Genomic DNA, 25350 nt, shown 5'->3' on the forward strand with positions numbered 1-25350 from the left:
GCTTCCTGGGGGGCAGCGTCACTTGATGCCCGAGTTCACGAACCCGTTCACGAAGTAGCGCTGGAAGATCAGGAACAGCACGATCATCGGCACAGCAGCCATGGTGGTCGCCGCCATCAGCAGTTCCCACTCGGTCACCGACTCCTGCCTGAAGACCGACAGACCCAACTGGATCACCCGCAGGTTCTCACTCGAGGTCACCAGCAGGGGCCACAGGAAGTTGTTCCAGCCGGCCTCGAAGGCCAGCAGGCCCACGGTGAGCAGCCCCGGCTTGATCAGCGGAGTCATGATCTGCAGCCAGATGCGAGGTTCCGACAGTCCGTCGAGACGGGCCGCCTCGATCAGTTCCGAGGGCGTGGTCACGTAGAACTGGCGCAGCAGGAAGATCGAGAAGGTCGACACCATGCCGGGCACCAGCAGACCCCACCAGGAGTCGATCCAGCCCTGACCCCCCTGACCCAGGATGTTGTTGCCGCCGAACAGGGGCATGAAGCGCACCATCAGGAAGGCGGGGATCACGGTCGCATAGAACGGGATCATCATCGTCGCCAGGAACCAGGCGAAGATGAACGGGGCCGCCTTGAACCTCAGTTTGGCCAGCGCGTACCCGGCGGCACTGCCCAGCACCAGCGTCGACACCACGTTGAAGGCGCCGATGATGAAGCTGTTGCGGGCATAGATCCCGAACGGGGCGGCCCGAAGCGCTCGTCCGAAGTTCTCGAAGTGCCACTCCTGTGGGATGAAGGGTGGCCGCTCCATACCGATCTCGGCGGGTGAGCGGACGGCGGTGAAGAACATCCACACGAACGGCAGCACCATGCCGAGCGACACGATCAGCAGGACGATCCACAGGATGGTGCGCCCGAGCCGTCGGCGCTTGCGTTGTGAGACCCCCTTGACGGTGTGGGAGACCTCAGCCGGTCTGATCTCCTCGATGGTGTCGTCAGTGACGTCACCGGGGATGTGCAGGTCAGTCGCCATCGGTACCACCCACCACCTTGCGTGAGATCAGGGTGATCACGATCAGCACCAGCAACAGCACCACCGACTGGGCGGTCGCGTAGCCCATGCGGAACTGCTGGAAGGCAGCCACATAGATCTGGTAGGTGATCACCGTGGTGGCATTGGCAGGGCCACCGTTGGTCAGGTTGAAGATCAGGTCGAAGGTCTGGAAGTTGCCGATGATCGAGGTGACCAGCACGAAGAAGGTCGCCGGACGAAGCATCGGCACCGTGATGTGGACGAACTTCTTGATGGTCGAGGCCCCGTCGACGTCGGCGGCCTCGTAGAGCTCCTGGGACACCCCTTGGAGGGCAGCCAGGTAGATCAGCATCTTCAGGCCGATTCCCTGCCAGATGGTGACGATGATCACGGCTGGCAACGCCAGGTTGGAGTTGGTGAGCCACGACTGCGGGGTGATGCCCACGAAGCCCAGCATCACGTTCCCCAGACCGCCGGCGTTGGGGGCGTAGATCCACAACCAGATCATGGCGATGGCAACCGTCGCGGTGACGTGGGGCATGAAGATCATGGTGCGGAACCATGACTGCCCCTTCAGACCCTGGTTGAGGGCGACGGCCAGCACCAGCGCGATGAACATCGAGATGGGCACGCCGATGGCCACCATGATCAGGTTGTGCCACAGCGCCCGCCAGAAGACGTCGTCGCCCATGATCTCGGAGTAGTTGACGCCACCGTTGAACACCGGCGGGTTGACCACGTCGAAGTCGGTGAAGCTCAGCACGATGGCGGCGATCACCGGGCCGCCGACCCACAACAGGGTGTGCACGAACGCCGGGAGCGTGAGCAGCCAGCCCCACAGCTTCTCGGAGCGCTGCGACGACCGTCTGCGGGGGCTGGTGGCCCCCGCAGGCGCCGCGGTGACCGTAGCGGTCACTTCACGCGGCCGATCGCGTCCTCGGCCAACTTCTTGAGTTCGGCGATCGTGTCACTCACCGACTTCTTGCCGAGGATCGCGGCCTCCATGACCGGGTCCATCTTCCCTCGGATCTCCATCCACGCCGGGGTGCCACCATCGGTCACCGAGTACTTGAGGTTCTCCGACGAGAAGGCGGCCAACTTGTTGGCGTCCAGCTCGGGGTCCGGGGGCAGCTTGCGGGCGGGCACCTTGCCGGTGAAACGCACCTGCTCGGTGAGGCCGTAGTCGCTCATCATGTACTCGATGACCGCGATGGCGGCTTCGGGGTTCTTGGAGCGGGTCGAGAGGGCCGCGAGGGTGCCGCCCTGGTAGATGACCTTCTTGTCGGCCGAGGTGCCGGGGCACAGCATGATGCCCAGGTTCTCGTCCTTGAGCAGGTCCGGCGCCTGCTTCGCGAAGGTGGGCCAGACACCCGACGACTGCCAGCCGATCATCGCCTTGCCGGTCTGGTACGCCCCGGGCTGACCGGTGGCCACACGCTGGTTGAAGTCCGACAGGCCTTCCTTCTGCAGGTCGACGAGCCACTGCAGCGCCTTGACCCCGGGCTCCTGGTCGAAGGTGATGCTCATGCCGTCGGGAGCGAACTGGGTGCCACCGAAGGCGAAGATCATCTGTCCCCAGGCCTGACGAAGGCTCGAGGCCAACATGTCGAGCGGGGTCTTGCCGGTCTTGGCCTTGATCTCCTTCAGCAGGCTGGTGAACTGGTCGACGGTCTCGACGTTCATGGCGTCCTCGCCGATGCCCGCCTTGCCCAGCAGGTCCTTGCGGTAGATGAACGGACGAGACTCCAGGTGCATCGGCACCGAGTAGAGCTTGCCGTTGTACGAGGCGTTCTCGAGCAGGTTGGGCACGACGTCGTCGGCGCCGATGGCCGACTTGTCGATCTCGGCCACGATCTTCTTGTGGGCGAACGGCTGCGTCCACCCCATGCCAAACATGATCACGTCGGACGGGCTGCCGCCGGCGATCTGCGTCGAGAGCTTCTCGTTGAGCTTGTCCCAAGGGGTGTAGTCGACCTGGAACTTCACGCCGGGGTGCTTGTCGGTGAAGCCCTTGAGCACCTTGCCCTCGAGCGCGGCCTTGCCCTCAGCACCGGCGAACTCGGGGGTCAACAGGTTGATCGTGCCCTTGAGCTCGGCGCTGGAGTTGGCCTTCGCGGGGGTATTCGAGCCGCTTGTGGTCGAGGTGGTGCCACAGGCGGATGCGGCGAGTCCGAGACCGGCGGCGCCGGCGGCGCCGAGCAGCTGACGACGGTTGAGCATGTTTCCTCCTTCGGCCGCGAACGGCCGGTTTCATCGACATTGACGAAGGTGGACTGTCCACCGGTGGGGTAGGTCCGTTTCCGGCACTCTACGCGCAGGGAAAGCGCTTGCCCAGTGCCGTGATCCAATCGTGTCCACTCGACCACCTCCTCGTGGTTGCCAAGACTTGCCTTGCTCGGACCAGCCCGGTGGCGGCGCATCCCTTCCCTCGGCGGGGCGCGAGGAGCGGGCGGGAGGGGCGGCCGGTGGTCGAGACGGTGGGCGGGAAGGAACGGTGACCAGGATCACCACCGTGGTTCGACCAACCATCCGTTTTCGCGGGTTGGTCGAGCCAGGGTGGTGATCCTGGCGGGTCCGGCACTTCGGCCCGTGTCGGACCGGGGGACCAGACGCGACAGGTGGGACCAGACGCGACAGGGGCCCGGATCCCGAAGGATCCGAGCCCCTGTCGTCACGGACGCGCAACCGCCGTGGATGAATCAGTTGGCGGCGAGGACCGACACTGCGACGTGGGCGGTGACGCCCTCGTGCAGCTTGATGCCGATGGTGTGGCTGCCCACGGTCTTGATCGGCTTGGCGATCTGGATGGACCGCTTGTCGACGGCCGGGCCACCGGCCTTCTTGACGGCCAGGGCCAGGTCGGCGGCGGTGACCGCACCGAACAGCCTGCCCTCGCCACCGGAACGAGCCGGCAGTTCGATGGTCAGACCCTCGATCTGCTGGCGCAGTTCGTTGGCGTGGCCGAGGTCGCGCACCTCGCGGGCGTCCCGAGCGCGCTTGAGGCCCTCGATCTGCTTGTCTGCGCCGCGGGTCCAGGCGATCGCCTTGCCCTGCGGGAGCAGGTAGTTGCGGCCGTAGCCGTCCTTGACCTCGACGATGTCGCCGGCGATGCCGAGCTTGGCGATCGGGGCGGTGAGAATGAGCTTCATCTGTTCAAATCCCTTTCTCAGCGAGCGGTCGAGGCGTAGGGCAGCAGAGCCATCTCACGCGCGTTCTTGATCGCGATGGCGACCTTGCGCTGGTCCTGGACCGAGAGGCCCGTGACGCGGCGGGCGCGGATCTTCCCGCGCTCGGAGATGAACTTGCGCAGGGTTGCGGTGTCCTTGTAGTCGACGTTGGCGATGCGAACCGCCTTCACCGGGACAATCTTCTTCTTGTTCACAGGCTTGCGCTGTGGACCGGCCATTGTGGTGCTCCTTCGTGTGGGCCCGGCTCTCGCCGGAAGGGCCTGTCGTGGATGGCGGACGAGCCGCCGGGAACGGGTGGGTGGTCAGTTGACGACCCGAATCCGATCGGTCTCCCGATCAGGGGCGCTTCATCAGAACGGGGGCTCCTCGGCCTGGGCCGAGGCCCAGGGATCGGTGCCGCCGCCGCGGTTGTCGCCACCCTGGCTGCCCGAGTTGTTCCAGCCGCCCTGGCCTGAACCACCCTGACCGCCGCCCTGCGACTGCTGCTGTTGCCAGCCGCCGCCACCGCCCTGGCCACCACCGGCACCGCTGGGGTTCCGGTTGACCTTGGCGTTGGCGTAGCGCAGGGAGGGACCGACCTCTTCGACCTCGACCTCGAACACGGTGCGCCGCTCACCCTCGCGGGTCTCGTAGCTGCGTGACTTCAGTCGACCGTTCACGATGACGCGCATGCCCTTGGTGAGGGACTCGGTCACGTTCTCGGCCGCCTGACGCCACACCGAACAGTTGAGGAACATGGCGTCACCGTCTTTCCACTCACCGGACTGACGGTCGAACGTGCGCGGGGTCGAGGCCACGGTGAAGCTGGCCACGGCCGCACCCGACGGGGTGAAGCGCAGTTCTGGGTCGGCGGTGAGGTTGCCGATGATGGTGATGGGCGTGTCGCCTGCCATGTGGGTCTCCGAATCGGACGTGAGCTTGGGCTGTCGACCTCAGCCTGCCAGTGAGCACTGACAGAGTGAAGGCCCCGACCCAAGGCTGTGGACAACTACTCAGGCGTCGAGCCGCTGAACCTTGGTTCGCATGACCTGCTCGTCGATGGACATGAGACGGTCCATCTCCTTCACAGCTGCGGGCTCGGCGGTCAGGGTGATGACGACGTAGGAACCTTCCGACTTCTTGTTGATGTCGTAGGAGAACCGACGGCGGCCCCACACGTCGACGTTGTCGATCGTGCCCTGGGCGTTGGTGATGACGGCGGTGTGCTTCTCAACAAGGGGAGAAACCTGACGGTCGTCGACGTCTGGGTCGATGATGACCATGACTTCGTACTTACGCATGCGCGAACTCCACCTCCTCTGGTCTCAGCGGCCACGAGTCGTTCCCGTGGCAGGAGGGCGAATGCCTGGCACACCCCACAGGGGGCGGAGTGCACCGGCGAGAAGTCTACGCGCGGGTTCGTCCGGTCACGAAATCGGGTTCCGATGCCCGCGGATGTAGTCCTTGAGCGCCTCCGGCGAATTGGTCAGCTCATCGACGTGACGGGGGGCGTCGAGGAGTCCGGCGAACCGTTCGGGAAGCTCTGGCTCCTCGCCCAGTGCCTCCCGGATGGTCTCGGCGAACTTCACCGGCACTGCGGTCTCGAGCACCACCATGGGCTCACTCCCCCGCTGGTCAAGGGCGACCTTCACGCCGTCGGCCGTGTGCGGGTCGACGGTGACACCCCACTGCTCGTGCACCCGCCGAATGGTCGCGACCCGGTCGGCGTGGGTGGAGGAACCCGACGAGAACCCGAACTGCTCGTGCACCCGTCCGATCTCCTCCGACAGGTCGAAGAAGCCCTGCTCGGGCAGGTCAGCGGCGAACAACTGTCGCACCCGTGCGGCGTCGCGTGCGACCAGGTCGAAGACGAACCGCTCGACGTTGGACGCCTTCGAGATGTCCATGGAGGGGGAGCTGGTGGCCGGCGTCTCCGCCGGGGTGCGGGGGCGGTAGACCCCCGTGCGGAAGAACTCGTCGAGCACGTCATTCTCGTTGGTCGCCACCACCAGACGGGCGATCGGCAGCCCCATCTGCCTGGCCACGTGCCCGGCGCAGATGTTGCCGAAGTTGCCGGTGGGGACCGTGAACGAGACCTGTTGGTCGTCGGAGGTTGTCGTGCGCAGCCAAGCCACCACGTAGTAGACGACCTGAGCGACGAGGCGGGCCCAGTTGATCGAGTTCACGGCGCCGATGCGGTGCTCGCGCTTGAACGTGGCATCACCCATGACGGCCTTGACCAGGTCCTGGCAGTCGTCGAACACCCCCTCGACGGCGAGGTTGTGCACCGACGGGTCGTCCAGCGAGAACATCTGCGCCTGCTGGAACGGGGTCATGCGACCGGCCGGGGTGAGCATGAACGTCTCGATGCCGTGACGGCCGCTCATCGCGTACTCCGCGGCCGACCCGGTGTCGCCGCTGGTGGCGCCGAGAATGGTGAGGGTCTGGTTCCGGCGGTCGAGTTCGTACTCGAACAGCTGGCCCAGCAACTGCATGGCCAGGTCCTTGAAGGCGGCGGTGGGGCCCTCCGAGAGGTGCGCCAGCCACAGCCCGTCCCCCAGTTCGGTGACCGGCACCACCTCGTCGGACGAGAACACCTGTCCGTTCCAGGCGCGCCGGCAGATGGCCAGCAGGTCGTCCGAGGGGATGTCGTCGATGAACAGCGAGAGCACCCGGTGGCCGACGGCGGCGTACCCGCCCTCGGCGAGCAGCCGACGCAGACCGGAGAGATCCTCACGGGTCAACTGGGGGTAGCTCTCCGGAAGGTACAGCCCACCTCCGGCCGCGAGACCCTCGAGCAGGATGTCGCAGAAGCTGGCCCGGATGTCGGTGTCACGGGTGGAGAGGTAGCGCACGCGACAAGCCTAGTTGCGCGCCGAGCCGGGAGCGGCCCGCTCCCACGGGGCAGTCAGTGCTCAGCGGCGAGGAGGTCCCGGGAGCAGGAACTGCCCAGCGGCCCGCCAGGCCCTCAGGCCACCCTCGACGAACTCCGCGTTCAGCCCCTGTTCGCGTACCTTCGGCACCAGGTGTCCCGAGCGCAGCCCCGAGTCGCAGATGAGCACGAACGTGCCCTCGGGCTCTGCCAGTGGATTGCCTGCATGCACGGCACCGAACGCGTCGGCGGCCAACTCCTTGGGGTCGACCAGCTTGGCTCCGGGAGCGTGACCGGCGACGTACTCGTCGAGGGTGCGCACGTCGACGAGCACCCCGCCCTTGCTGAGCAGGGCCAATGCCTCGTCAACGGTGACGCCACCCTGTGGCATCACCTTGTTGGCCAGGAAGTCCCGAAGTCCCATGTGCCCATCACAGCAGGGGAAGGCCCCGAGCGCACCCTTGACAGCAGGGATTGCCCCTGCCCTTGGACCGCGCTCGGCCCTAGGCTTGGGCGACAGCTCAGTGAAAGGGCAGACGATGAGCAACGACTGGCACAACCAGCAGCAGGGGGAACCCAATCCTTGGGCGCCCCAGACCTCGGACGAGAGCCTCTGGAACGGGTCCTCACTGAACCAGGTGGACGAGCCCGCGACCGACGACAGCGCGGCCGAGAGCACCACCTCCGACGCGGATCAGCAGTCCGCCCCCAGTGACGCAGCACGCAGTGCTCCCTCCGCTCCGCAGACCGACCAGCCGTGGCAGCCGTCCGCCCCTCAGCCCACTCCTGCCCCCGCGGCACCGGCGGACCAGCCCTGGACGCAGCCGTCGGCCAGCAGCCAGCCATCCGCCTCCCAGCCCTGGACGCAGCCGTCTGCCAGCAGCCAGCCCTCCGCCACGGGCGAGTCCGGATGGGGTCAGTCGGGCTATCAGCAGACGTATGCGCAGCCCGCTGGTGATCCTTACCCGCAGGCCAGCGCGAACCCCTACCCCCAGTCCAGCGCCGATCCCCAGAACCAGTACGGCCAGAGCCAGTACGGCCAAGCCCAGTACCCCAGTCAGGCTCAGTACGGGCAGGGCCAGTACGGGCAGGGCCAGTACGGGCAGCAGGGCCAGTACTCGCAAGGCGCGTACGGGCAGGATCAGTACTCGCAGAACCAGTACGCCGACCCGACCTCCCAGCAGAGCGCCCAGAACTACGTGTACGGCGACACCAACCCGGCCCAGGGCGGCTACTCCGCCGACCCGTACGCGGCCTACGGCTACCAGCAGGGCGGGATGGTGCCCTACGGCGCCAACCCCAACGCCCCCTACGGCATCGATCCGGTCTCGGGGCTGCCCTTCTCCGACAAGCAGAAGACCACCGCCGGCATCCTGCAGATCCTGCTCGGTTCCCTCGGTGTCGGCCGCTTCTACACCGGCCACACCGGCCTGGGCATCGCGCAGTTGGCCGTCACCATCGTCACCTTCGGCATCGGGGCGATCTGGGGTCTGGTCGACGGCATCCTGATGTTGACGGGCAACCCCAAGGACGCACAGGGACGTCCCCTTCGCTGACCCGGACCGTCAGGCTCCCTGACACGTCGACTGGCCCTCACCCTGGCCCATCCACCGCGCCCCACGCCCCGAGCGGGGGGCGCGGTGTCGTCCCCGGCCGGTTGGTCCGGGAGCGGACGGCTGGTGCCCTCGGCAAACCTTGGCAAACATGCCCGCGCACGGGGTGTCGGGACGACGATGGACTCATCCACCATCCGACGACACGGAGGACTCGTGAGCCAGCATCCGGAGGCCGCCCAGCCGCTCGTCGACTTCGTCCCCACGCGCCAGTTCTTCGTGGGGATCGACTCCGACGGGTGCGCCATGGACGCCATGGACATCAAGCACCAGGAGTGTTTCACCCCCTGCTACATCAAGCACTGGGACCTGCAGCCCGTCTCGACGCTGGCGCGCGAGACGGCCCTGTTCGTCAACCTCGGTTCGGTCACCCGCGGGCTGAACCGCTGGCTGGCGCTCAAGCAGGTGCTCGACCTGCTGCGCGACCGCGTCGAGGTGGCCGAGCGTGGGGTCACGATCCCCGACTACCCCGAACTCACCGACTTCATCGAGGCCGAGGGGTACCCCCTCTCCGACACCGGCATCCTCAGGTACCAGGCCGACCAGCCCTCCGAGACCATCGACCGGGCCGTCACCTGGGGCAACGCGGTCAACGCCGCCATCGCCGACATGGTGCACGGGTGTGGCCCCTTTCCCGGGGTGCGTGAGGCCATGCGTGCCATGCAGGACGAGGTCGACTGCATGACCGTCTCTGCGACACCCCTGCATGCCCTGGAGTACGAGTGGAACGCCCACGGCATCGCCCAGTACGTGAAGGTCATCGCGGGCCAGGAGATGGGTTCGAAGGCCGACCACGTGCAGTACGCCGCCAAGGGCAAGTACGACGACGACAAGATCCTGCTCATCGGCGACGCCCCCGGTGACCGCGACGCCGCCGACAAGGTCGGCTGTCTCTACTACCCCATCCTTCCCGGCGACGAGAAGCAGTCCTGGGCCCGGTTCACCGCCGAGGCCCTACCCCGATTCCTCGCCGGCACCTACGCCGGCGACTACCAGCGGCAGCTGATCGCGGAGTTCACCAGCAAGCTGCCCGACCACGTGCCGTGGGAGACCATCTCCGGCAACCGGACCGTACCAATGCCGAAAGTGAAGTGATCATGGCCGAACTCGTCGACCTCAAAGCCGCCCCCTACAGCCTGGACGAGGACCAGGTCGCCTGGGTGGAGGAGACCCTGGCCGGCCTCAGCCTGGACGAACAGGTCGGTCAACTGTTCACCAACCTGTTCTTCTTCGGCGACGACGCCTTCTCGGGCAATCCCTACACCGCCGAACAGATCATCGAGAAGTTCCACGTGGGCATCGCCCGGTATCACGGCGGTACCTCCGACCAGGTGCAGGCGCTGCTGAACCGCCTGCAGCAGGCCTCCAAGGTGCCGCTGCTGATCGCCGCCAACTGCGACTCGGGCGGCAACGGGGCGATGAAGGATGGCACCTACATCGCCTCCGGAGCCCAGACCGAGGCCACCGGTTCGGTCGAGGTGGCCCGCAATGCCGGCTACGTGTCCGGACGCGAGATGCACGCGATCGGCGCCAACCTGAACTTCGATCCCTGCGTCGACATCCTCGAGAACTGGCGCAACACGATCGTGAACACCCGCGCCTACGGCACCACCGCCGACGACGTCCTCCGGTACACGATCCCCTTCGTCGAGGGGCAGCGCGAGTCGGGCATCCTCACCGCGATCAAGCACTTCCCCGGCGACGGCACCGAGGAGCGCGACCAGCACCTCGTCCTCGGTGTCAACGAACTGTCACCCGAGCGTTGGGACGAGACCTTCGGTCGCGTCTACCAGGCCCACATCGCCAACGGTGTCGAGATGATCATGGCGGGCCACATCGCGCTGCCGTACTACTCGCAGAAGCTGAACCCCGCGTTGAGCGATGCCGAGATCATGCCGGCCACGCTCGCGCCGGAACTGCTCACCGGGCTGCTCAAGACCCAGCTGGGTTTCAACGGGGCCGTCATCACCGATGCCTCGCACATGCTCGGCATGACCTCGGCGATGCGTCGCGAGGACTACGTCCCGCTGTCGATCGCGGCCGGCTGTGACGCCTTCCTGTTCTTCAACAACCTCGAGGAGGACTTCGCCTTCATGAAGGCGGGGGTCGAGAAGGGAGTGATCACCCAGGAGCGACTGGATGACGCCAACCGGCGCATTCTGGGGCTGAAGGCCAAGCTGCGCCTGCACGAGAAGAAGGCCTCCGGCACCCTACTGCGCACCCCGGCTGACCTCGAGGTGGTGGGCTGCGAGGAGCACCTGCGGATGCAGGCAGAGGCGGCGGACCTCGGCATCACGTTGGTCAAGAACACCCTCGACCAGCTACCGCTCAACCCCACCGACCACAGGCGGGTGCGCATCTATCACCTGACCGGTGAGGTGGGGGGCATCACCGGGGGTGGCGAGGCCGACATGCTCGACCTCTACGTGCGCCTGCTGACCGAGCGCGGGTACGAGGTGACCATCAACGACGGCACCACCCGGGTGAAGGGTCCGACCCTGAAGTATCGCGACGAGGTGGACGCCGCCCTGATCCTGGCCGAGGTGATCGGCTACGGGGCGCAGAACAACTACCGCATCCAGTGGAAGACGGCGATGAGCAACGAGTGCCCCTGGTACGTGTGGGAGGTGCCGACGTTCATGGTGAGTCACAACTTCACCACCCACCTGCACGACGCGACCATGGTGAAGGCCTACATCAACGCCTACCACCCCAACGAGGCGAACGTCCGGGCCACGCTCGACAAGCTCGAGGGCAGATCGCAGTTCAAGGGCACGCCGAACGATCTCGTGTGGACCGAGAAGTGGCAGGCCAAGCTCTGAGCTGAGCGTGCCGGGGCGTCCGTGGCTCGTCCCCCGTCGGGACGAGCCGTGGGGTCACTCGTCGGAGCGGTGCTTGCGGAACTCGGCGATCCTGGCGTACATCTCGTCGATCAGATTCGAGAACTTCTTCTCGACCTCGCGGCGGCGCACCTTCAGGGTGGGGGTCAGCAGCCCGTTGTCCATGGTGAACTCCTCGATGGAGGCGCGCAGGTCGCGGATCTGCTCATGGCTGGGCAGCTTGGCGGTCAGGGCCGCCACCCTCGCCTTGAACTCCTCGACCACCGCAGGGTGGTTGACCAGGTCGGCGGGGCTGCCTTTCGGCAGCTGCAACTTCTCGGCCAGTTCCTCCAGGTGGGGCAGTGACGGCCGCACCAGCATGGTCAGGGTGGGTCGTCCCTCACCGATCAGCACGGCGTGCTCGAACAGCGGGTCGGCCAGCACCAGACCCTCGATCGGCTGGGGGGCGACGTTCTTGCCGCCCAGCGTGACGATGATGTCCTTGATGCGGTCGGTGATGAACAGGAATCCGTCACCGTCGACATAGCCGGCGTCACCGGTGTGCAGCCAGCCCGCTTCGTCGATCACCTGCGCGGAGGCCTCGGGCTGGTTCCAGTACCCGGCCATCAGGTTGGGTCCCCGGTAGAGCACCTCCGACTCGGCGCCGATGCGCAACTCCCCGCCGCCCATCACGCGGCCGGCCGACGACACCTTGAAGGCGCTCGGGGAGTTGAAGCTGACCAGCGGCGACGCCTCGGTCAGCCCGTACCCGGTGAAGATCGGCATGCCGGCGGCCGAGAAGAACTCCTCGACCTCACGGCGCAACGGAGCGCCCCCACAGGCCAGCACCGTCTTGGTGCCGCCCATCGCGTCTCGGATGTTCTTGAGCACCAGCTTGTCGGCCAGCCCCAGCTGGGCCCGCCACACGATCGAGGGCCGGCGGCCCTTGCGGTAGGAGTGCTGCATCTGTCCGCCCACCCGCACGGCCCACGAGAAGACGGTCTGCTTCACGGGCGAGACGTCGGCCTTCTCGTGCGCCACGCGGTAGACGGTCTCGTACAACTTGGGCACGCTGACCAGCAGGGTCGGACGAACCTCGGTCAGCATGCCGGCGACCTCGCGTGGGTTCGGGCAGTAGGTGTTGCGGCAGCCGTACGCGATCACGATGAACTGCCACGCGCGTTCCAACGCATGGCTCAGGGGCAGGAAGGACAAGGAGTGGTCCTCGGGGCTGAACTCGAACAGGTCGCCCACTGCCCGGCACTGGGCCACCATTCCCCCGTGGGTGAGCATGACCCCCTTGGGGTCGCCCGTGGTGCCCGAGGTGTAGACGATGGCGGTCAGGTCATCGGCCCTGGCCTCGGCCACCCGCCGGTCGAGTTCGGCGTCGCCCTCGGTTCGTTCGTCCGGGGTCTCGGCGTCGAGCCACCCGCGCAGGCCGATGATGCCGTCTCGCACCTGGCCGTCGATGCTGATCACCGGCCACTCGGCGTTGATCTGGTCGCGCGAGGCGAGCACCCGGCCGGCCTCCTTCTCACCGCCGATGACCATCAGACGGGCACCTGAGTCCCCCACGATGTGGCTGATCTGCTCGGGGGTCGAGGTCGCGTAGAGCGGCACCAGCACTGCCCCGGCCAGGTTCACGGCGAGATCGATGGCCGTCCACTCCGGCAGGTTGGGGGCGAACAGGGCGACCCGGTCACCCACCCCGATGCCCTGCCTGACGAGCGCCCGTGCCACCGAGCGGGCGAGGTCGCGCAACTGGCCGTAGGTGAGGTCGTCCCAGACCCCTCCCCGCTTCACGCGGGTCGCGAGACGATCCGCATGCTGGTCGGCCGCTGTGTCGAACAACTGCCACAGGTGATCGGTGGTGATCAGGTCGAGCGCGCTGGTCAAGGCTCCTCCTTGGGTCTGCAGCCAGCCTACTGGGGCCACGGCGGCGCGGGTCGCCTAGTCAGGGCATTGTTGTCGACGTTCTCACCCGATGGGACGAGACCAGTCCGCCAGGGGTGCAGCGCCCCTCAGAGCCGTTCGAGCAGCCAGGCGATGTCGAGCAGGTGCTGGTCGGCCCCACCGGGCGTCTCGAGCACCACCGGCGCCTGCGCCAGCCGTACCACCTCAGCGATCCCCTCGGCGTCGGCGTGGCCGGCGCCCAGGTTGGTGTGGCGGTCGGCTCCCGAGTCGAAGGCGTCGCGGGAGTCGTTGCAGTGCACGAGATCGATGCGTCCCGTGATGGCCAGCACCCGCTCGACCAAGCCCACCAGCTGCTCTCCGCCGGCGTGGGCGTGGCAGGTGTCGAGGCAGAATCCGACCCGATCGGCGTTGGCCGAGCCTTCGATGGCCGACCAGAGCTGGTCGATGCGTTCCAGTTTGCGGGCCATCGCATTGCCGCCCCCGGCCGTGTTCTCGATGAAGATCGGGATCGGCAGGTCGAGACCGTCGATGCACTTGCGCCAGTTCTCGAAGCCGACCTCGGGCTCCTCGGCTGCGGTGACGTGCCCGCCGTGCACGATGACGCCGGAGGCCCCCACCTCGGCGGCCCCGGTCACCGTCTGCTGCAGCAGCTTGCGCGAGGGGATGCGGATGCGGTTGTTCGTCGACGCCACGTTCATCACGTAGGGGGCGTGCACGAACAACTCGACCCCGGCCTCCTGGGCCGACTGCTTCAGCGCCACCGCCCCGGCCGGGAAGGCGAGCTTCGGGGCACGCCAACTCTGCGGGTCACCCAGGAAGAACTGGGACAGTTGCGCTCCGCGGGCCTGCGCCTCGGCCACGGGATCGAGGTTGTCGACATGGGCTCCGATGCGGATGGGTGTGGGCATGCCGCCAGCCTAGAACAGCGCACTGACACGACGGACGGCGGTGTGCGCGAGGGTCGACCGGCATACCGTGGACGGGTGAGACGTCAACAGGTGACCCAGCGGTCGGACCCTTCCGGGGCCCGTCCCGGTCGCTCCCGCGGGAGGACGCGCCTCGTGCGGCCACGCCCGGGAAGGGTCCGCTGCCTGACGGTGTGCATCGTGGGTGGACTGCACCTGCTTGCCCTCGCGCTGGTGGTGGCGGGCCATCTGGCCGGTGGACTGGCCCTGGGGGGCGTGGTCTTCGCCTGGACACGGGGACTGCTGCACGCCATCGACGCCGACCACCTCTCGATGATCGACGGTTCGACCCGCAAACTGCTCGGTGAGGGCCGCAACCCTCGCGGGGTGGGCCTGGCGTTCAGCCTCGGTCACTCCACGGTGGTGATGGTGGCCGGGGTCGCCGTGGTGCTCGGTTCACACTGGGTGCGCTCGGCCGTCGACGAACGGACGACCCTGGCGATGGTGCTCGGGTCGATCGGTGCGGGCGTCTCGTCCCTGTACCTGGTCGCAGTCGCGGCCGCCAACGTCCCGCTCCTCGTCCGCGCCCTGCGTGCCCGGGAGCCTCACCCGGCCACCGGCAGCGACGACCACCCCGGTCACAGCCACCCTCAGGCGGCTCTGTCGGGATGGTGGTCGCGCGCGCTGTCGGCGCCGCTGTCGCGGGTGCGCCACGCGGGGCATGTCTACCTGTTCGGGCTGTTGTTCGGGCTCGGATTCGACACGGCCTCCACGATTGCGGTGCTGATGCTGACCGCAGGTCTGTCGCTGGCGGGAGCCCCGGCCGTGACCCTGCTCGCGTTCCCGATTGCCTTCGCCGCCGCCATGACCCTGGGCGACTCGGTCAACGCCCACCTGATGCTGCGCGTCTACACAGCCGCGGACACCCGAGGCCGCCGGCGGGTCAACATCGCCCTGCTGGTGCTCTCGATCGGGTCTGCCGTCGCGGTGGCGTCGGTGACAGCGGTTGAACTGATCGGATCCCTGGCGGGACGTCCTCTGCCGGTCCCCGACACCAGCAGGTGGGGCTGGGCGCTGGCGGCCGTGGCCCTCGCTGGTGGGCTGTGGGTGGTCGGCCTGAGAGGTCGGTCACACCCCACGGGCTCGGGCCCGCAGCCTCCCCGATAGGCTGCCGAACGTGACCAAGAGCATCTTCATCGCGTCTCCTGAGGGCCGGGTCGGCAAGTCCGCGATCGCCCTGGGCCTGATCGAGTCGTTCACGCGCGAGGTGAAACGGGTTGGGGTCTTCCGTCCGGTGGTGCGCAGCGGGGCTCACCAGGACGAGGTCACCGACACCCTGGTGAACCTGCCCACGATCGAGCAGAGCTACGACGAGGCGTTCGGCGTCAGCTACGACGAGGTGGGCCGCGACCCCGAGGAGGCGATGGCCACCATCGTCAACAAGTTCGGGGCGATCCGCGACCACTACGACGCGATCGTCATCGTCGGCTCCGACTACTCCGACGTGCAGGCCCCCACCGAGATGAAGTTCAACGCGCTCGTTGCGGCCCACCTCAACTCCCCCGTGGTGATCGTCGCGGGTGGACCCCGCCACGACGTCGACGAGATCAAGGCCTCGATGCGGCTCGCGATGACCGAGTTCACCGCCGTGCACAACGACGTCATCGGACTGATCGCCAACCGCGTCAACCCCGCCATCGCAGACCAGTTGCGCGCCGAACTGGCCGAGTTCTCGACCTCGGACGAGCCCCTGGTCACCGCCGTCATCCCCGATCACCCAGTCCTGGGGGCGCCCACCGTCAAGCAACAGTTCGAGGCCACCCAGGCCACCCTGTGGATGGGCAACGAGCGGATGTTGGACCGTGAGTCCCTCGGCGTGCTGGTCGGGTCGATGACCCTGCCCAACCTGCTCGACCGGCTCGAGAACGAGTTCACGCTGGTTGCACCGTCCGACCGACTCGACCTGCTGCCGGGTCTGTTGATGGCCCACAACTCGGGCACCTTCCCCAACCTTGCCGCGATCTTCCTGGTCGGCGGGTACGAGGTGCCGCCCACCATCCGACGACTGCTGGAGGGCACCAAGGTCGAGATCCCGATCGCCCTGGTCGAGTCCGGCACCTTCCGCACCGCCGAGAGGTTGTTCGGCCTGGGCGGGACGATGACGAACTCACCACGCAAGATCGAGGTCGCCCGACGCCTGTTCAACGAACACGTCGACCACGAGTCCCTGATCGCCGCCCTCGACCTGCAGCGCCCCGACATCCGGACCCCGCTGATGTTCGAGTACCAGTTGATGCAGCAGGCGCGATCCGACCAGCGGACGATCGTGCTGCCCGAGGCAGCCGATGACCGGATCATCGAGTCGGCCAGCATCCTGCTGTCGCGCGGAGTGGCCAATCTCGTGCTGCTCGGGGACGAGACCGAGATCAAGCAGCGCTCCTTCGAACTTGGCTTCGACGTGCACCGCGCCCGCATCGTCAACCCGCAGGACCCGGAACTCCTCGAACAGTTCGCCGAGGAGTACACCCGTCTGCGGGCACACAAGGGGATGACGCTGGAACGGGCCCGCGAGACGTTCAAGGACCTCTCGTACTTCGCGACGATGATGGTGCACCTCGGCATGGCCGACGGCATGGTCTCGGGGGCGGTCAACACCACGGCCAACACCATTCGTCCGAGCCTGGAGTTCATCAAGACCAAGCCCGGGGTCACGATCGTGTCGTCGAGTTTCCTGATGTGCATGCCCGATCGGGTTCTGGTCTACGCCGACTGCGCGGTCAACCCCGACCCCACCGCCGAACAGTTGGCCGACATCGCGATCTCGTCCGCACAGACGGCCGAGGCATTCGGCATCGAACCGCGGGTGGCGATGTTGTCGTACTCGACGGGTACCTCCGGGTCGGGTGCCGACGTCGACAAGGTGCGCGAGGCCACCGACCTGGTGCGGCAGCGTCGTCCCGATCTGAAGGTCGAGGGACCGATCCAGTTCGACGCGGCGGTCGATCCCGCCGTGGGCCGCAAGAAGATGCCGGGCAGCGAGGTGGCCGGGCAGGCGACCGTGTTCATCTTCCCCGACCTCAACACGGGCAACAACACCTACAAGGCGGTGCAGCGCACCTCCGGCGCCGTCGCGGTCGGGCCGGTGCTGCAGGGGCTGAACAAGCCCGTCAACGACCTGTCCCGCGGGGCCTTGGTCGACGACATCGTCAACACCGTGGCGATCACCGCCATCCAGGCGCAGGCCGAGCGGGCCTCGTCCGACTGAGCGCCCCGCCCGACCCCCTCCACCCTCTCGAAACAACCCCCGACAAGGAATGACATGGCTCGTCCGATCCTGGTGCTGAATTGCGGCTCCTCCTCGATCAAGTACCAGATGATCGACGGTGACACCGAACAGGTGCTGGCGGTGGGGCTGCTGCAGAAGGTCGGGGACACCGCCGGTGGCACCCTCGACCACGAGGTGGACGGGCAGGAGTTCCACAGCGATGACGTCTACCCCGACCACACCGCCGGCCTCGAGGCCGTGGTCGCCGCGTTCGCCGAGCACGGGCCCTCACTCGAGCCGGTGATCGCGGTGGCCCACCGAACCGTGCACGGCGGCCGGATGTTCCAGCAGACGACCATGATCAATGACGCGATGGTGACCAAGCTCAAGGAGCTTTACGGACTCGCGCCGCTGCACAATCCGCCGGCCGTGGCCGGCATCGAGGCGGCCCGCGCGGCCCTGCCGGACGTGCCCCATGTCGCGGTCTTCGACACTGCCTTCTTCGCGAACCTGCCCGACGAGGCCACCACCTACGCCATCAAGCACGAGGTGGCCGACGCGCTGAACATCCGCAAGTACGGCTTCCACGGCACCTCCCACAGCTACGTGTCGAAGAAGACCGCCGAATTCCTCGGACGAGACCTGGGATCGCTCAAGCAGATCGTCCTGCACCTGGGCAACGGCGCCTCCGCCTCGGCGATCGACGGGGGCGAACCGATCGAGACCTCCATGGGACTCACCCCGCTGCAGGGACTGGTGATGGGCACCCGCTGTGGTGACGTCGACCCCGGGCTGTTCGCCTACCTGCAGCGCAAGTACGGCTGGGACGTGGCCGAGACCGACAACTTCCTCAACAAGCAGTCGGGCATGTTCGGTCTCACCGGCAAGACGGACATGCGCGACGTGCTGGCCCTGATCGAGCAGGGTGACTTCGATGCCATCCTCGGACGTGACGTGTACGTGCACCGGCTGGTCAGCTACATCGGCTCCTACACCGCCCTGCTCGGCGGGTTGGACGTGCTCGTCTTCACCGCCGGCGTCGGCGAGAACGCCGCCTGGGTGCGGGCCGCCGTCGTCGGGCGACTCGCACCCTTCGGGGTGGTCCTGGACGAGGTGGCCAACGCGGTCCGCTCGAAGGATCCGCGGGTGATCTCCAGCCCGGAATCCAGGGTGACGGTGCTCGTGGTGCCGACCAACGAGGAGTTGGCCATGGCCCGGGAGACGTTGGCCCTGCTGGACTGAGGCCGGGCACCGCACCACCCTCGTGGCTGGCGTTCTTGCACGTGGCTGGCGTCCACAGCAGCAGCCATGAGGAAGAACAGCAGCTACGTGCGCCCATTCCCGGCAACACGGATCACCCGTGCCCCGGGAATTCCCACCAGCAGCCACCGCCGGTGTCGAAACCGGACGAGGCTGGTCGTGGTTCTGGTGAGTGCGCCCCTCCCGGGCGCGCCACCCGAAGGGAGACAGCCATCACCACGCGCATCGACGAGGCCATCACCCGCATCCACCGCGCCGAGTGGGCGCGGGTGGTGGCCTCACTCACCCGTCGCGTCGGCAGCCTCGACATCGCCGAGGAGGCCACGGCCGAGGCCTTCGCCACCGCCGTGGAGCACTGGCGACGAGAGGGTCTGCCACCCCAGCCCGGCGGTTGGTTGACCACCACCGCCACCCGTAAGGCGATCGATCGGATCCGCCGTGACCAGCTCGGTCGACGCAAGCTCGAGGAGGTCACCATGGGCGAGTCCCTCATCAACCCTTCGCTCTCGGGCGACCCCTTCGCCGACCCGCTTGCCTCAGCGGACGACGATCCCGGAACGGCCCTGCCCGACGACCGGCTCCGCCTGATCTTCACCTGCGCCCATCCCGCCTTGTCGATGGAGGCTCGGGTGGCCCTGACCCTGCGGATGGTGGGTGGCCTGACCGTCCCCGAGATCGCCAGCGCCTTCCTCGTCCGGGACACCACGATGGGGCAGCGGATCAGCCGGGCGAAGCGCAAGATCGCCGAGGCGGGGATCCCCTACCGCGTGCCGACGGCCGAAGACCTGCCGGTGCGCCTTGAGGGGGTGCTGGCCGCCCTGTTCCTGATCTTCAACGAGGGATACCTGGCCTCCTCACCCGACTCCTCACCGGTCCGCGTCGACCTCTGCCAAGAGGCCACTCGGCTCGCACGGCTGCTGCACGTGCTGCTGCCCGACGAGGGTGAGGTGACCGGACTGCTCGCGCTGATGCTGTTGATCGGGTCCCGCCATCGGGCGCGGGTCAGTTCGTCCGGTGAGTTGGTCACCCTGGACGAACAGGATCGCGGCTGCTGGGACCGGGCCGCGATCACCGAGGGCCAGGCCTTGGTCAGGCAGCGGATCGCCACCGGTGTGCCACCAGGTCGCTACCAACTGCTGGCCGCCATCAACGCGGTGCACACGTCGGCAGCAGAGGCGCGCGACACCGACTGGGAGCAGATCGTGACGCTGTACGACCAGTTGAGGCGGGTGGACCCCTCCCCGATCGTGGCGCTCAACCGGGCCGTCGCGGTGGCCGAACTCGACGGGCCCAGGGTGGCCCTGGCTGAGATCCTCCCACTCGAGGAGGCGCTCTCCGGCTACCACCCGTTCCACGTCGTCAGGGCCGAACTGCTGAGGCGGATCGGCGACGGCAGGGGAGCCCGCACGTCCTACTCCAGGGCTCTCGAACTCGCCACCAACAGCGCGGAGAGGGCGCACCTGTCACGGCGTCTGGGCGAGCTCGGTCGCGACTGATCGGTCCCCCCGGTGGATTCACCGGGCCGCACAGGTCGTCACCCCTGCGGCCCGGGAGCTCGCGAATCCCCCACCGACCAAGAGCCACCATGACCACCGCTGATACACGGTAAGTTGGGCGGCATGGCGACAGCACTGGTGACCGGCGGCACCGCAGGGATCGGCAACGCGTTCTGCCGACATCTCGTGGCCCGTGGGTACGACCTGGTCATCGTTGCCCGTGACGTCGATCGCATGAACACCCTCGCCACAGAACTCCACCAGGCCTACGGGGCCGAGGTCGAGGTGTTGCCGGCCGACCTCTCGGTGGCCGCTGACGTCACCCGGGTGGCCGAGCGGGTCGAGGACGCGGATCGTCCGGTCGACCTGGTCGTGAACAACGCCGGCTTCGGGCTGCACGCCAAGCTGCTCGACAAGGACGAACTCGGGCTCCAGCGCCGGGCCATGGACGTCATGTGCTGGGCGGTGCTCGAACTCTCCACCGCCGCCGGACGCGCCATGAAGGCCCGCGGCCGGGGCACCATCATCAACGTTGCCTCGACCAGCGCTTGGATCATGAGCGGCAACTACTCAGCGGTCAAGGCCTGGTGCCTCAGCTTCACCCAGGGACTCGCCAACGAGTTGCACGGCACGGGGGTGAAGGTGTCGGCACTGTGCCCCGGTTGGGTGCACACCGAGTTCCACGACCGGGCCGGCATCAACGCCGGCACCCTGCCCGACATCGTCTGGGTCGACGTCGACACCCTCGTGCAGTCCGCTCTCGACGATGCCGAGGCCGGCAAGGTCATCTCGGTCCCGACGCTGAAGTGGAAGGCCGCCATCCAGATCGCCCAGCACGCCCCCCGCTGGTCGATGCGCCTCGTCTCGCGCGCCCTGAGTTCGAGCAGACAGAAGAAGAAGTGACCCCCAGGTCTCCCAGGCCGAAGCCCGACAAGTCGGACGGACGCAGCCGCTACACCTCGCCGATGCAGCGCGCCGCGAGGTCGGCCACACGACTGCTGCTGCTCAAGCCCTTCGTCTGGCGCCTGCTCGACGTCCGCGTGCACGGTGTCGATCGGCTCGCCAACTCCCCCGACACGTTCGTGGTCGTCGGCAACCACTCCTCCCACCTGGACGCCCCCCTGATCTTCGGCGCACTGCCCGGGCGGATGTCGAAGTACCTGTCCACCGGCGCCGCCGCCGACTACTTCTTCACCAAGTGGTACACCGCCGCCTACACCTCGCTGCTGTTCAACGCCTTCCCCATCGAGCGGGGGTCGAAGTCGACCTCCGACGACCAGAAGAAGAGTTCCAGGCGAGGCCTCGCGGCCGCTCTGCTCTCCGACGGCGTCCCGATCCTGCTGTTCGCCGAGGGTACCCGGTCGCGCACCGGCGCCATGGGAGCGTTCAAGCCCGGTGCCGCAGCGCTGGCGATCAGCCGCAACGTCCCCATCGTCCCGGTTGCCCTGGTGGGCGCCTACGCCGCGTGGCCCCACCACCAGAACCACCTGCCCAAGGGCCGTCCGCCGGTGCACGTCGTCTTCGGCGAACCGATGTTCCCCGTGCCCGGTGAGATCGCGCACGCCTTCAACGAGCGGGTGCGCCGCAAGGTGATCGAACTGCACGACACCACCGCCCGCGCCTACGGCATGAAGACGCTGGCCGAGTATGCGCGTACGGTGGCCATCGAGAAGTCGCAGGCGAGGATCGAGGTCGACCGCACGCGTGCGCCTCACGACGACAACACAACCAAGAACTGAACGGAGTTCACATGCTGGGCGTCAAGAACCAGAAGTGGTGGGGCTGGGGCGACGAGGGCAAGGGTTTCACCTACGACAACAAGCCCAAGTTCCCCGGCTTCGTCATGGACAAGCTCGGCGTCGACATCACCACGATGAACCCCGTGGCCCCCGACTTCCGCGACCTGGACGTGCCGGCGAGCCAGTTGTCGGACGACCTGCGGGTCCGCCTCGTCGAGGCGCTCGGCGGCGAGAAGTTCGTGGTGCTCGACGACGAGTGCCGCGTCGCCCACGCCTACGGCAAGGGAATTCGCGACCTGGTCAGGGTTCGTCGCGGTGAACTGGGACGAGTCCCCGACGCCGTGCTCTACCCCTCCGACGAGGCCCAGGTGATCGCCTTGGTGGCCGCCGCCCTCGAGGCGAATGCCGTGGTGATCCCCTACGGCGGCGGCTCCAACATCGTGGCTGCCCTCGAGGCCCTGCCCGACGAGACCCGCCAGGTGCTGAGCGTCGACATGGGCCGGATGAACAAGGTGCTCGAGATCGACGAGCAGTCGGGCCTCGCGCGCATCCAGGCCGGCGCCCTCGGCCCCGACATGGAGGCCCAGCTGAACGCCCGCGGCTGGACGATGGGCCACTTCCCCGACTCCTTCATCTGGTCGACGGTCGGTGGGTGGATCGCGACCCGCAGCTCGGGCATGCAGTCCGACAAGTACGGCGACATCGCCGACATCACCCGGGGACTGCGCATGGTGATGCCCGAGGGCCGGGTGCTGCAGCTTCGTCCGCTCCCCTCGAGCTCGTCGGGCCCGTCGGTGCGCGAGATGGTGATCGGGTCGGAGGGACGTCTCGGCATCATCACCGAGGCCTGGATGAACGTGCACCGCAAGCCCGAGGTGCGGGAGATCCAGGCGTACTTCTTCGCCACCTACGCCGACGGCCTGCGCGCCGCAGAGGAGATCTGCCACTCCGATGCCGCTCCCTTCCTGGTGCGCGTCAGCGACAACAACGAGACCCAGTTCTCGATGTCGACCGCGAAGCCCTCCGGCAAGATCTCGCACCTGGGCAGTCAGGTGATCGAGAAGCTGATGGTGCGCAAGGGCTGGGACCTGGGCAAGATCTGCCTGAGCTTCATCGGTTTCGAGGGCTCGGCCACGCACGTGCGCTACACCAAGTCCATCGTCAACAAGATCGTGGCGAAGCACAACGGCATGGGGGTCGGGAAGGGTCCCGGCGCCATGTACGACCAGAAGAAGTACGACGTGCCCCAGATCCGCGACTTCCTGCTGTCGACGGGCATCCCCGCCGACGTCAGTGAGACCGCCACCCCGTGGTCGAAGGCACAGACGGTGCACGACGAGACCGTGAAGCGGGCCGAGGAGGCCTTCGCCGCCTCGGGTCACCGCGGCTACATCATGTGCCACGTCTCGCACAGCTACCACGGCGGTGCCTGCCAGTACTTCACGTTCGCGGTGGCCGACGGTTCCGAGACCAACCTCGAGAGCTACGACCTGGTCAAGCGCGCGGTGCAGTCGTCCTTCATGGAGCACGGCGGCACCGTCTCGCACCACCACGGTGTCGGCGAGGAGCACAGCCCGTGGATGGCCGAGGACATCTCGGAGGCCGGCGTGCACATCCAGCGCACCCTCTTCGACGGCATCGACCCCCAGGGCAACCTCAACCCCGGCAAGATCGTGCACGACGGGGTGCCCGGATGGTCGTCCAACTCGCTGCCGGAGCAGGAGTCCAAGGCCAAGCTGGCCGCCCGCCGGGGCGCGAAGGGCGAGTGACGGAGGACGTCGTGCAGGTCAGGGTGCGAAGGGTGCCTGAGCAGCAGGTGGTGAGCCTCACCCGTACCGTGCGGGTGGGGCAGATCGACGAGCACATCGAACGCGCCTCGCAGATCCTGGGCGAACTCGCCGAGCCTGTGGCGCCGGTGTTCGTGCTGTACCACGGTGAGGTCTCCGAGGTGACGGCCAACCCCGTCGAGGTCTGCCAACCGGTGCGGTCCCTGGTCGGCATGCCGGCGAGGGACGAGGTGGTGGCCCGGGTCGAGCCCGAACATGTCGAGGCCTACGTCACCATCACCAAGGCCGAGACCGACTACCCCGAGATCATGGGCGCCTACGGTGCGGTGGACGAATGGGTGAACCGTCGCCGGGTGGTCGTCTCGGACTCACCGCGGGAGGTCTACTTCGCCGACTTCTCCACCGCCCGCATGGACGAGCTGGTCTGCGACGTGGCCTTCCCGATCGAGGGCTACCAGGGTTCCCTCGACACGCCGACGGGCCAGCCGGCCCGTCCACACGCCGGTTGAGCAGGCCCCTGCGCACGCCGGAACGGGGCCCTGCCGTCATCCCACCCGCAGCGTTGCCACCACCGGCCAGTGGTCGCTCGGCCACACCCGCCGGTGTTCCCCCAAACGTGGACGATCGGTGATGATCTCGGACGAGGCGACCGCAATGTCCGGGGTGGCCAGGATCCAGTCGATGCGACCAGGCTCGTCACCACCGACCCCCGGTTCGCGATAGCCGTTGAAGGTGTCGATGGACGCCCCGTCGGGGTGGCTCGCCAGCCAGGTGTCGACGAAGCCGTCCTCGATCGACTCGTGCCACGCCCGCGCCACCCCGGCCCGGCTGTTGAAGTCCCCGGTGACCACGGTGGCCCTTCGCCCGATCCGTGACCTCAGCAGCCGCGCCCCCTCCACCCGCGCACGCTCGCTGGCGTGGTCGAGGTGGGTGTTGGCCACGGTGAACCTGTCGCCGGTCGCCCGCACCACGAGGTCGGCGACCACGGCCACGCGGGTGCACGCGCTGTCCCAGCTGCGGGAGCCCAGCTCGTCCGGGGTCTCGGACAGCGTGAACTGTTGCCAGCCGTCGACCTCGAGCAGGGCGGTGTCGACCAGGATCGCCGAGTACTCGCCCCGGTGACCGAGTTCCCGTCCGGAGCCGAGCCGCTGGTAGTGCGGCAACGCGGGCAACAGCCGCTCCCACTGCGGGTCGCAGCCCTCCTGGGTGCCGACCACCGCCGGACGACGCTGCCGCAGCAACTCGACGGTGGCCACGAGTCGGGTGGGCCAGTGGTCCGGGTCGCCCGGCTGGGCGGTTCGGACGGGAGTGCGCAGGTTGAAGGTCATCACGTCGAGGGTGGTCGCCATGGGTCCAGCCTTGCGCAGGCCGGGACCGGGGGTGGCGTCGTCCGCGAAGCCGAGCACCGGCAGCGCGGCGACACCTGCAGCCTGTGCACCTGAACAGCCCATCGCGTCCCGATCGGGCTGCGATGGGCCGCTCGGGTGCACCTGCTGCAGGTGGCCCTCGCGCCGCCGGGCCCCGGGCCACGG

At 67.6% G+C, this 25350-nt stretch carries 23 protein-coding genes; 11 read left to right on the forward strand and 12 right to left on the reverse strand.

All coding sequences use genetic code 11. The features are described from left to right. Positions 1–18: 18 nt before the first annotated feature. The 9 genes from QQZ11_RS04405 to QQZ11_RS04445 form a co-directional block, all read right to left on the reverse strand. A complete protein-coding gene (locus QQZ11_RS04405) occupies positions 19–981 on the reverse strand; it encodes a carbohydrate ABC transporter permease (RefSeq protein WP_284548903.1) in 963 nt (320 codons plus the stop codon). Beyond that, the gene (locus tag QQZ11_RS04410) at positions 971–1897 is read right to left on the reverse strand and encodes a carbohydrate ABC transporter permease (protein WP_022909083.1); all 927 of its coding nucleotides are present in this window, start codon (positions 1895–1897) and stop codon (positions 971–973) included. Before QQZ11_RS04410 ends, QQZ11_RS04405 begins: the two co-directional genes overlap by 11 nt. Beyond that, a complete protein-coding gene (locus tag QQZ11_RS04415) occupies positions 1894–3201 on the reverse strand; it encodes an extracellular solute-binding protein (protein ID WP_284548905.1) in 1308 nt (435 codons plus the stop codon). Before QQZ11_RS04415 ends, QQZ11_RS04410 begins: the two co-directional genes overlap by 4 nt. 479 nt (positions 3202–3680) lie before the next feature. After that, complete coding sequence (gene rplI, locus QQZ11_RS04420; RefSeq protein ID WP_284548907.1) at positions 3681–4130, reverse strand: 50S ribosomal protein L9; 450 nt, start codon at positions 4128–4130, stop codon at positions 3681–3683. 17 nt (positions 4131–4147) lie between these two features. Beyond that, the gene (rpsR, locus tag QQZ11_RS04425; RefSeq protein ID WP_022909080.1) at positions 4148–4387 is read right to left on the reverse strand and encodes a 30S ribosomal protein S18; all 240 of its coding nucleotides are present in this window, start codon (positions 4385–4387) and stop codon (positions 4148–4150) included. Positions 4388–4519: 132 nt separating this feature from the next. Next, positions 4520–5062 carry a single-stranded DNA-binding protein gene (locus QQZ11_RS04430; RefSeq protein WP_022909079.1) on the reverse strand — a complete coding sequence of 181 codons (543 nt, stop codon included), beginning with the start codon at positions 5060–5062 and terminating at the stop codon, positions 4520–4522. 99 nt (positions 5063–5161) lie between these two features. Further along, on the reverse strand, positions 5162–5449 hold the full coding sequence (gene rpsF, locus QQZ11_RS04435) for a 30S ribosomal protein S6 (protein WP_022909078.1): 288 nt from the start codon (positions 5447–5449) through the stop codon (positions 5162–5164). 126 nt (positions 5450–5575) lie between these two features. After that, positions 5576–7003, reverse strand: a complete 1428-nt coding sequence (gene thrC, locus QQZ11_RS04440) for a threonine synthase (RefSeq protein WP_284548909.1) — start codon at positions 7001–7003, stop codon at positions 5576–5578. Between the two features lie 60 nt (positions 7004–7063). After that, on the reverse strand, positions 7064–7444 hold the full coding sequence (locus tag QQZ11_RS04445) for a rhodanese-like domain-containing protein (RefSeq protein WP_284548911.1): 381 nt from the start codon (positions 7442–7444) through the stop codon (positions 7064–7066). A 115-nt stretch (positions 7445–7559) separates the two neighbouring features. Between QQZ11_RS04445 and QQZ11_RS04450 the strand changes: the two genes are divergently transcribed. The 3 genes from QQZ11_RS04450 (at position 7560) to QQZ11_RS04460 (ending at position 11455) form a co-directional block, all read left to right on the forward strand. Next, positions 7560–8576, forward strand: coding sequence for a TM2 domain-containing protein (locus QQZ11_RS04450; protein ID WP_284548913.1), 1017 nt, complete (start codon positions 7560–7562; stop codon positions 8574–8576). 213 nt (positions 8577–8789) lie between these two features. Then, entirely contained in the window at positions 8790–9728 is a 939-nt protein-coding gene (locus tag QQZ11_RS04455; protein ID WP_284548914.1) for an HAD family hydrolase, read from the forward strand. 2 nt (positions 9729–9730) lie between these two features. Continuing rightward, positions 9731–11455: a glycoside hydrolase family 3 protein gene (locus tag QQZ11_RS04460; RefSeq protein ID WP_284548915.1), complete on the forward strand. Its 1725-nt coding sequence runs from the start codon at positions 9731–9733 to the stop codon at positions 11453–11455. A gap of 54 nt (positions 11456–11509) precedes the next feature. Here QQZ11_RS04460 and QQZ11_RS04465 read toward each other — a convergent pair whose 3' ends face one another. Together QQZ11_RS04465 and QQZ11_RS04470 are read right to left on the reverse strand one after the other, a co-directional pair. Then, positions 11510–13348, reverse strand: a complete 1839-nt coding sequence (locus QQZ11_RS04465; protein ID WP_284548916.1) for an AMP-dependent synthetase/ligase — start codon at positions 13346–13348, stop codon at positions 11510–11512. Between the two features lie 125 nt (positions 13349–13473). Next, the gene (locus QQZ11_RS04470) at positions 13474–14274 is read right to left on the reverse strand and encodes a deoxyribonuclease IV (RefSeq protein ID WP_284548917.1); all 801 of its coding nucleotides are present in this window, start codon (positions 14272–14274) and stop codon (positions 13474–13476) included. 198 nt (positions 14275–14472) lie between these two features. On the opposite strand from QQZ11_RS04470, the gene QQZ11_RS04475 reads away from it, so the two are divergent. The 8 genes from QQZ11_RS04475 to QQZ11_RS04510 all read left to right on the forward strand — a co-directional run bounded on the left by QQZ11_RS04475 (position 14473) and on the right by QQZ11_RS04510 (position 24327). Then, positions 14473–15438: a HoxN/HupN/NixA family nickel/cobalt transporter gene (locus QQZ11_RS04475; RefSeq protein WP_284548918.1), complete on the forward strand. Its 966-nt coding sequence runs from the start codon at positions 14473–14475 to the stop codon at positions 15436–15438. Positions 15439–15448: 10 nt separating this feature from the next. Further along, positions 15449–17536: a phosphate acetyltransferase gene (pta, locus tag QQZ11_RS04480; protein ID WP_284548919.1), complete on the forward strand. Its 2088-nt coding sequence runs from the start codon at positions 15449–15451 to the stop codon at positions 17534–17536. Between the two features lie 54 nt (positions 17537–17590). Next, on the forward strand, positions 17591–18778 hold the full coding sequence (locus QQZ11_RS04485) for an acetate/propionate family kinase (protein ID WP_284548921.1): 1188 nt from the start codon (positions 17591–17593) through the stop codon (positions 18776–18778). A 230-nt stretch (positions 18779–19008) separates the two neighbouring features. Then, positions 19009–20292 (forward strand): RNA polymerase sigma factor, encoded by a 1284-nt coding sequence (locus QQZ11_RS04490; protein ID WP_284550155.1) that lies wholly within the window; start codon positions 19009–19011, stop codon positions 20290–20292. 123 nt (positions 20293–20415) lie between these two features. Further along, positions 20416–21195 carry an SDR family NAD(P)-dependent oxidoreductase gene (locus QQZ11_RS04495; protein WP_284548923.1) on the forward strand — a complete coding sequence of 260 codons (780 nt, stop codon included), beginning with the start codon at positions 20416–20418 and terminating at the stop codon, positions 21193–21195. 62 nt (positions 21196–21257) lie between these two features. Beyond that, positions 21258–22031 carry a lysophospholipid acyltransferase family protein gene (locus QQZ11_RS04500; RefSeq protein WP_284550157.1) on the forward strand — a complete coding sequence of 258 codons (774 nt, stop codon included), beginning with the start codon at positions 21258–21260 and terminating at the stop codon, positions 22029–22031. Positions 22032–22042: 11 nt separating this feature from the next. Further along, positions 22043–23800, forward strand: a complete 1758-nt coding sequence (locus tag QQZ11_RS04505; RefSeq protein ID WP_284548924.1) for an FAD-binding oxidoreductase — start codon at positions 22043–22045, stop codon at positions 23798–23800. A 32-nt stretch (positions 23801–23832) separates the two neighbouring features. After that, positions 23833–24327, forward strand: coding sequence for a GyrI-like domain-containing protein (locus QQZ11_RS04510; RefSeq protein WP_284548925.1), 495 nt, complete (start codon positions 23833–23835; stop codon positions 24325–24327). A gap of 36 nt (positions 24328–24363) precedes the next feature. Here the strand turns inward: QQZ11_RS04510 and QQZ11_RS04515 are convergent, their stop codons facing one another. Then, positions 24364–25167 (reverse strand): endonuclease/exonuclease/phosphatase family protein, encoded by an 804-nt coding sequence (locus QQZ11_RS04515; RefSeq protein ID WP_284548926.1) that lies wholly within the window; start codon positions 25165–25167, stop codon positions 24364–24366. Between the last annotated feature and the right edge of the window lie 183 nt (positions 25168–25350).

The organism is Aestuariimicrobium sp. T2.26MG-19.2B (genome assembly GCF_950101875.1).
GTDB classification, from domain to species: domain Bacteria; phylum Actinomycetota; class Actinomycetes; order Propionibacteriales; family Propionibacteriaceae; genus Aestuariimicrobium; species Aestuariimicrobium kwangyangense.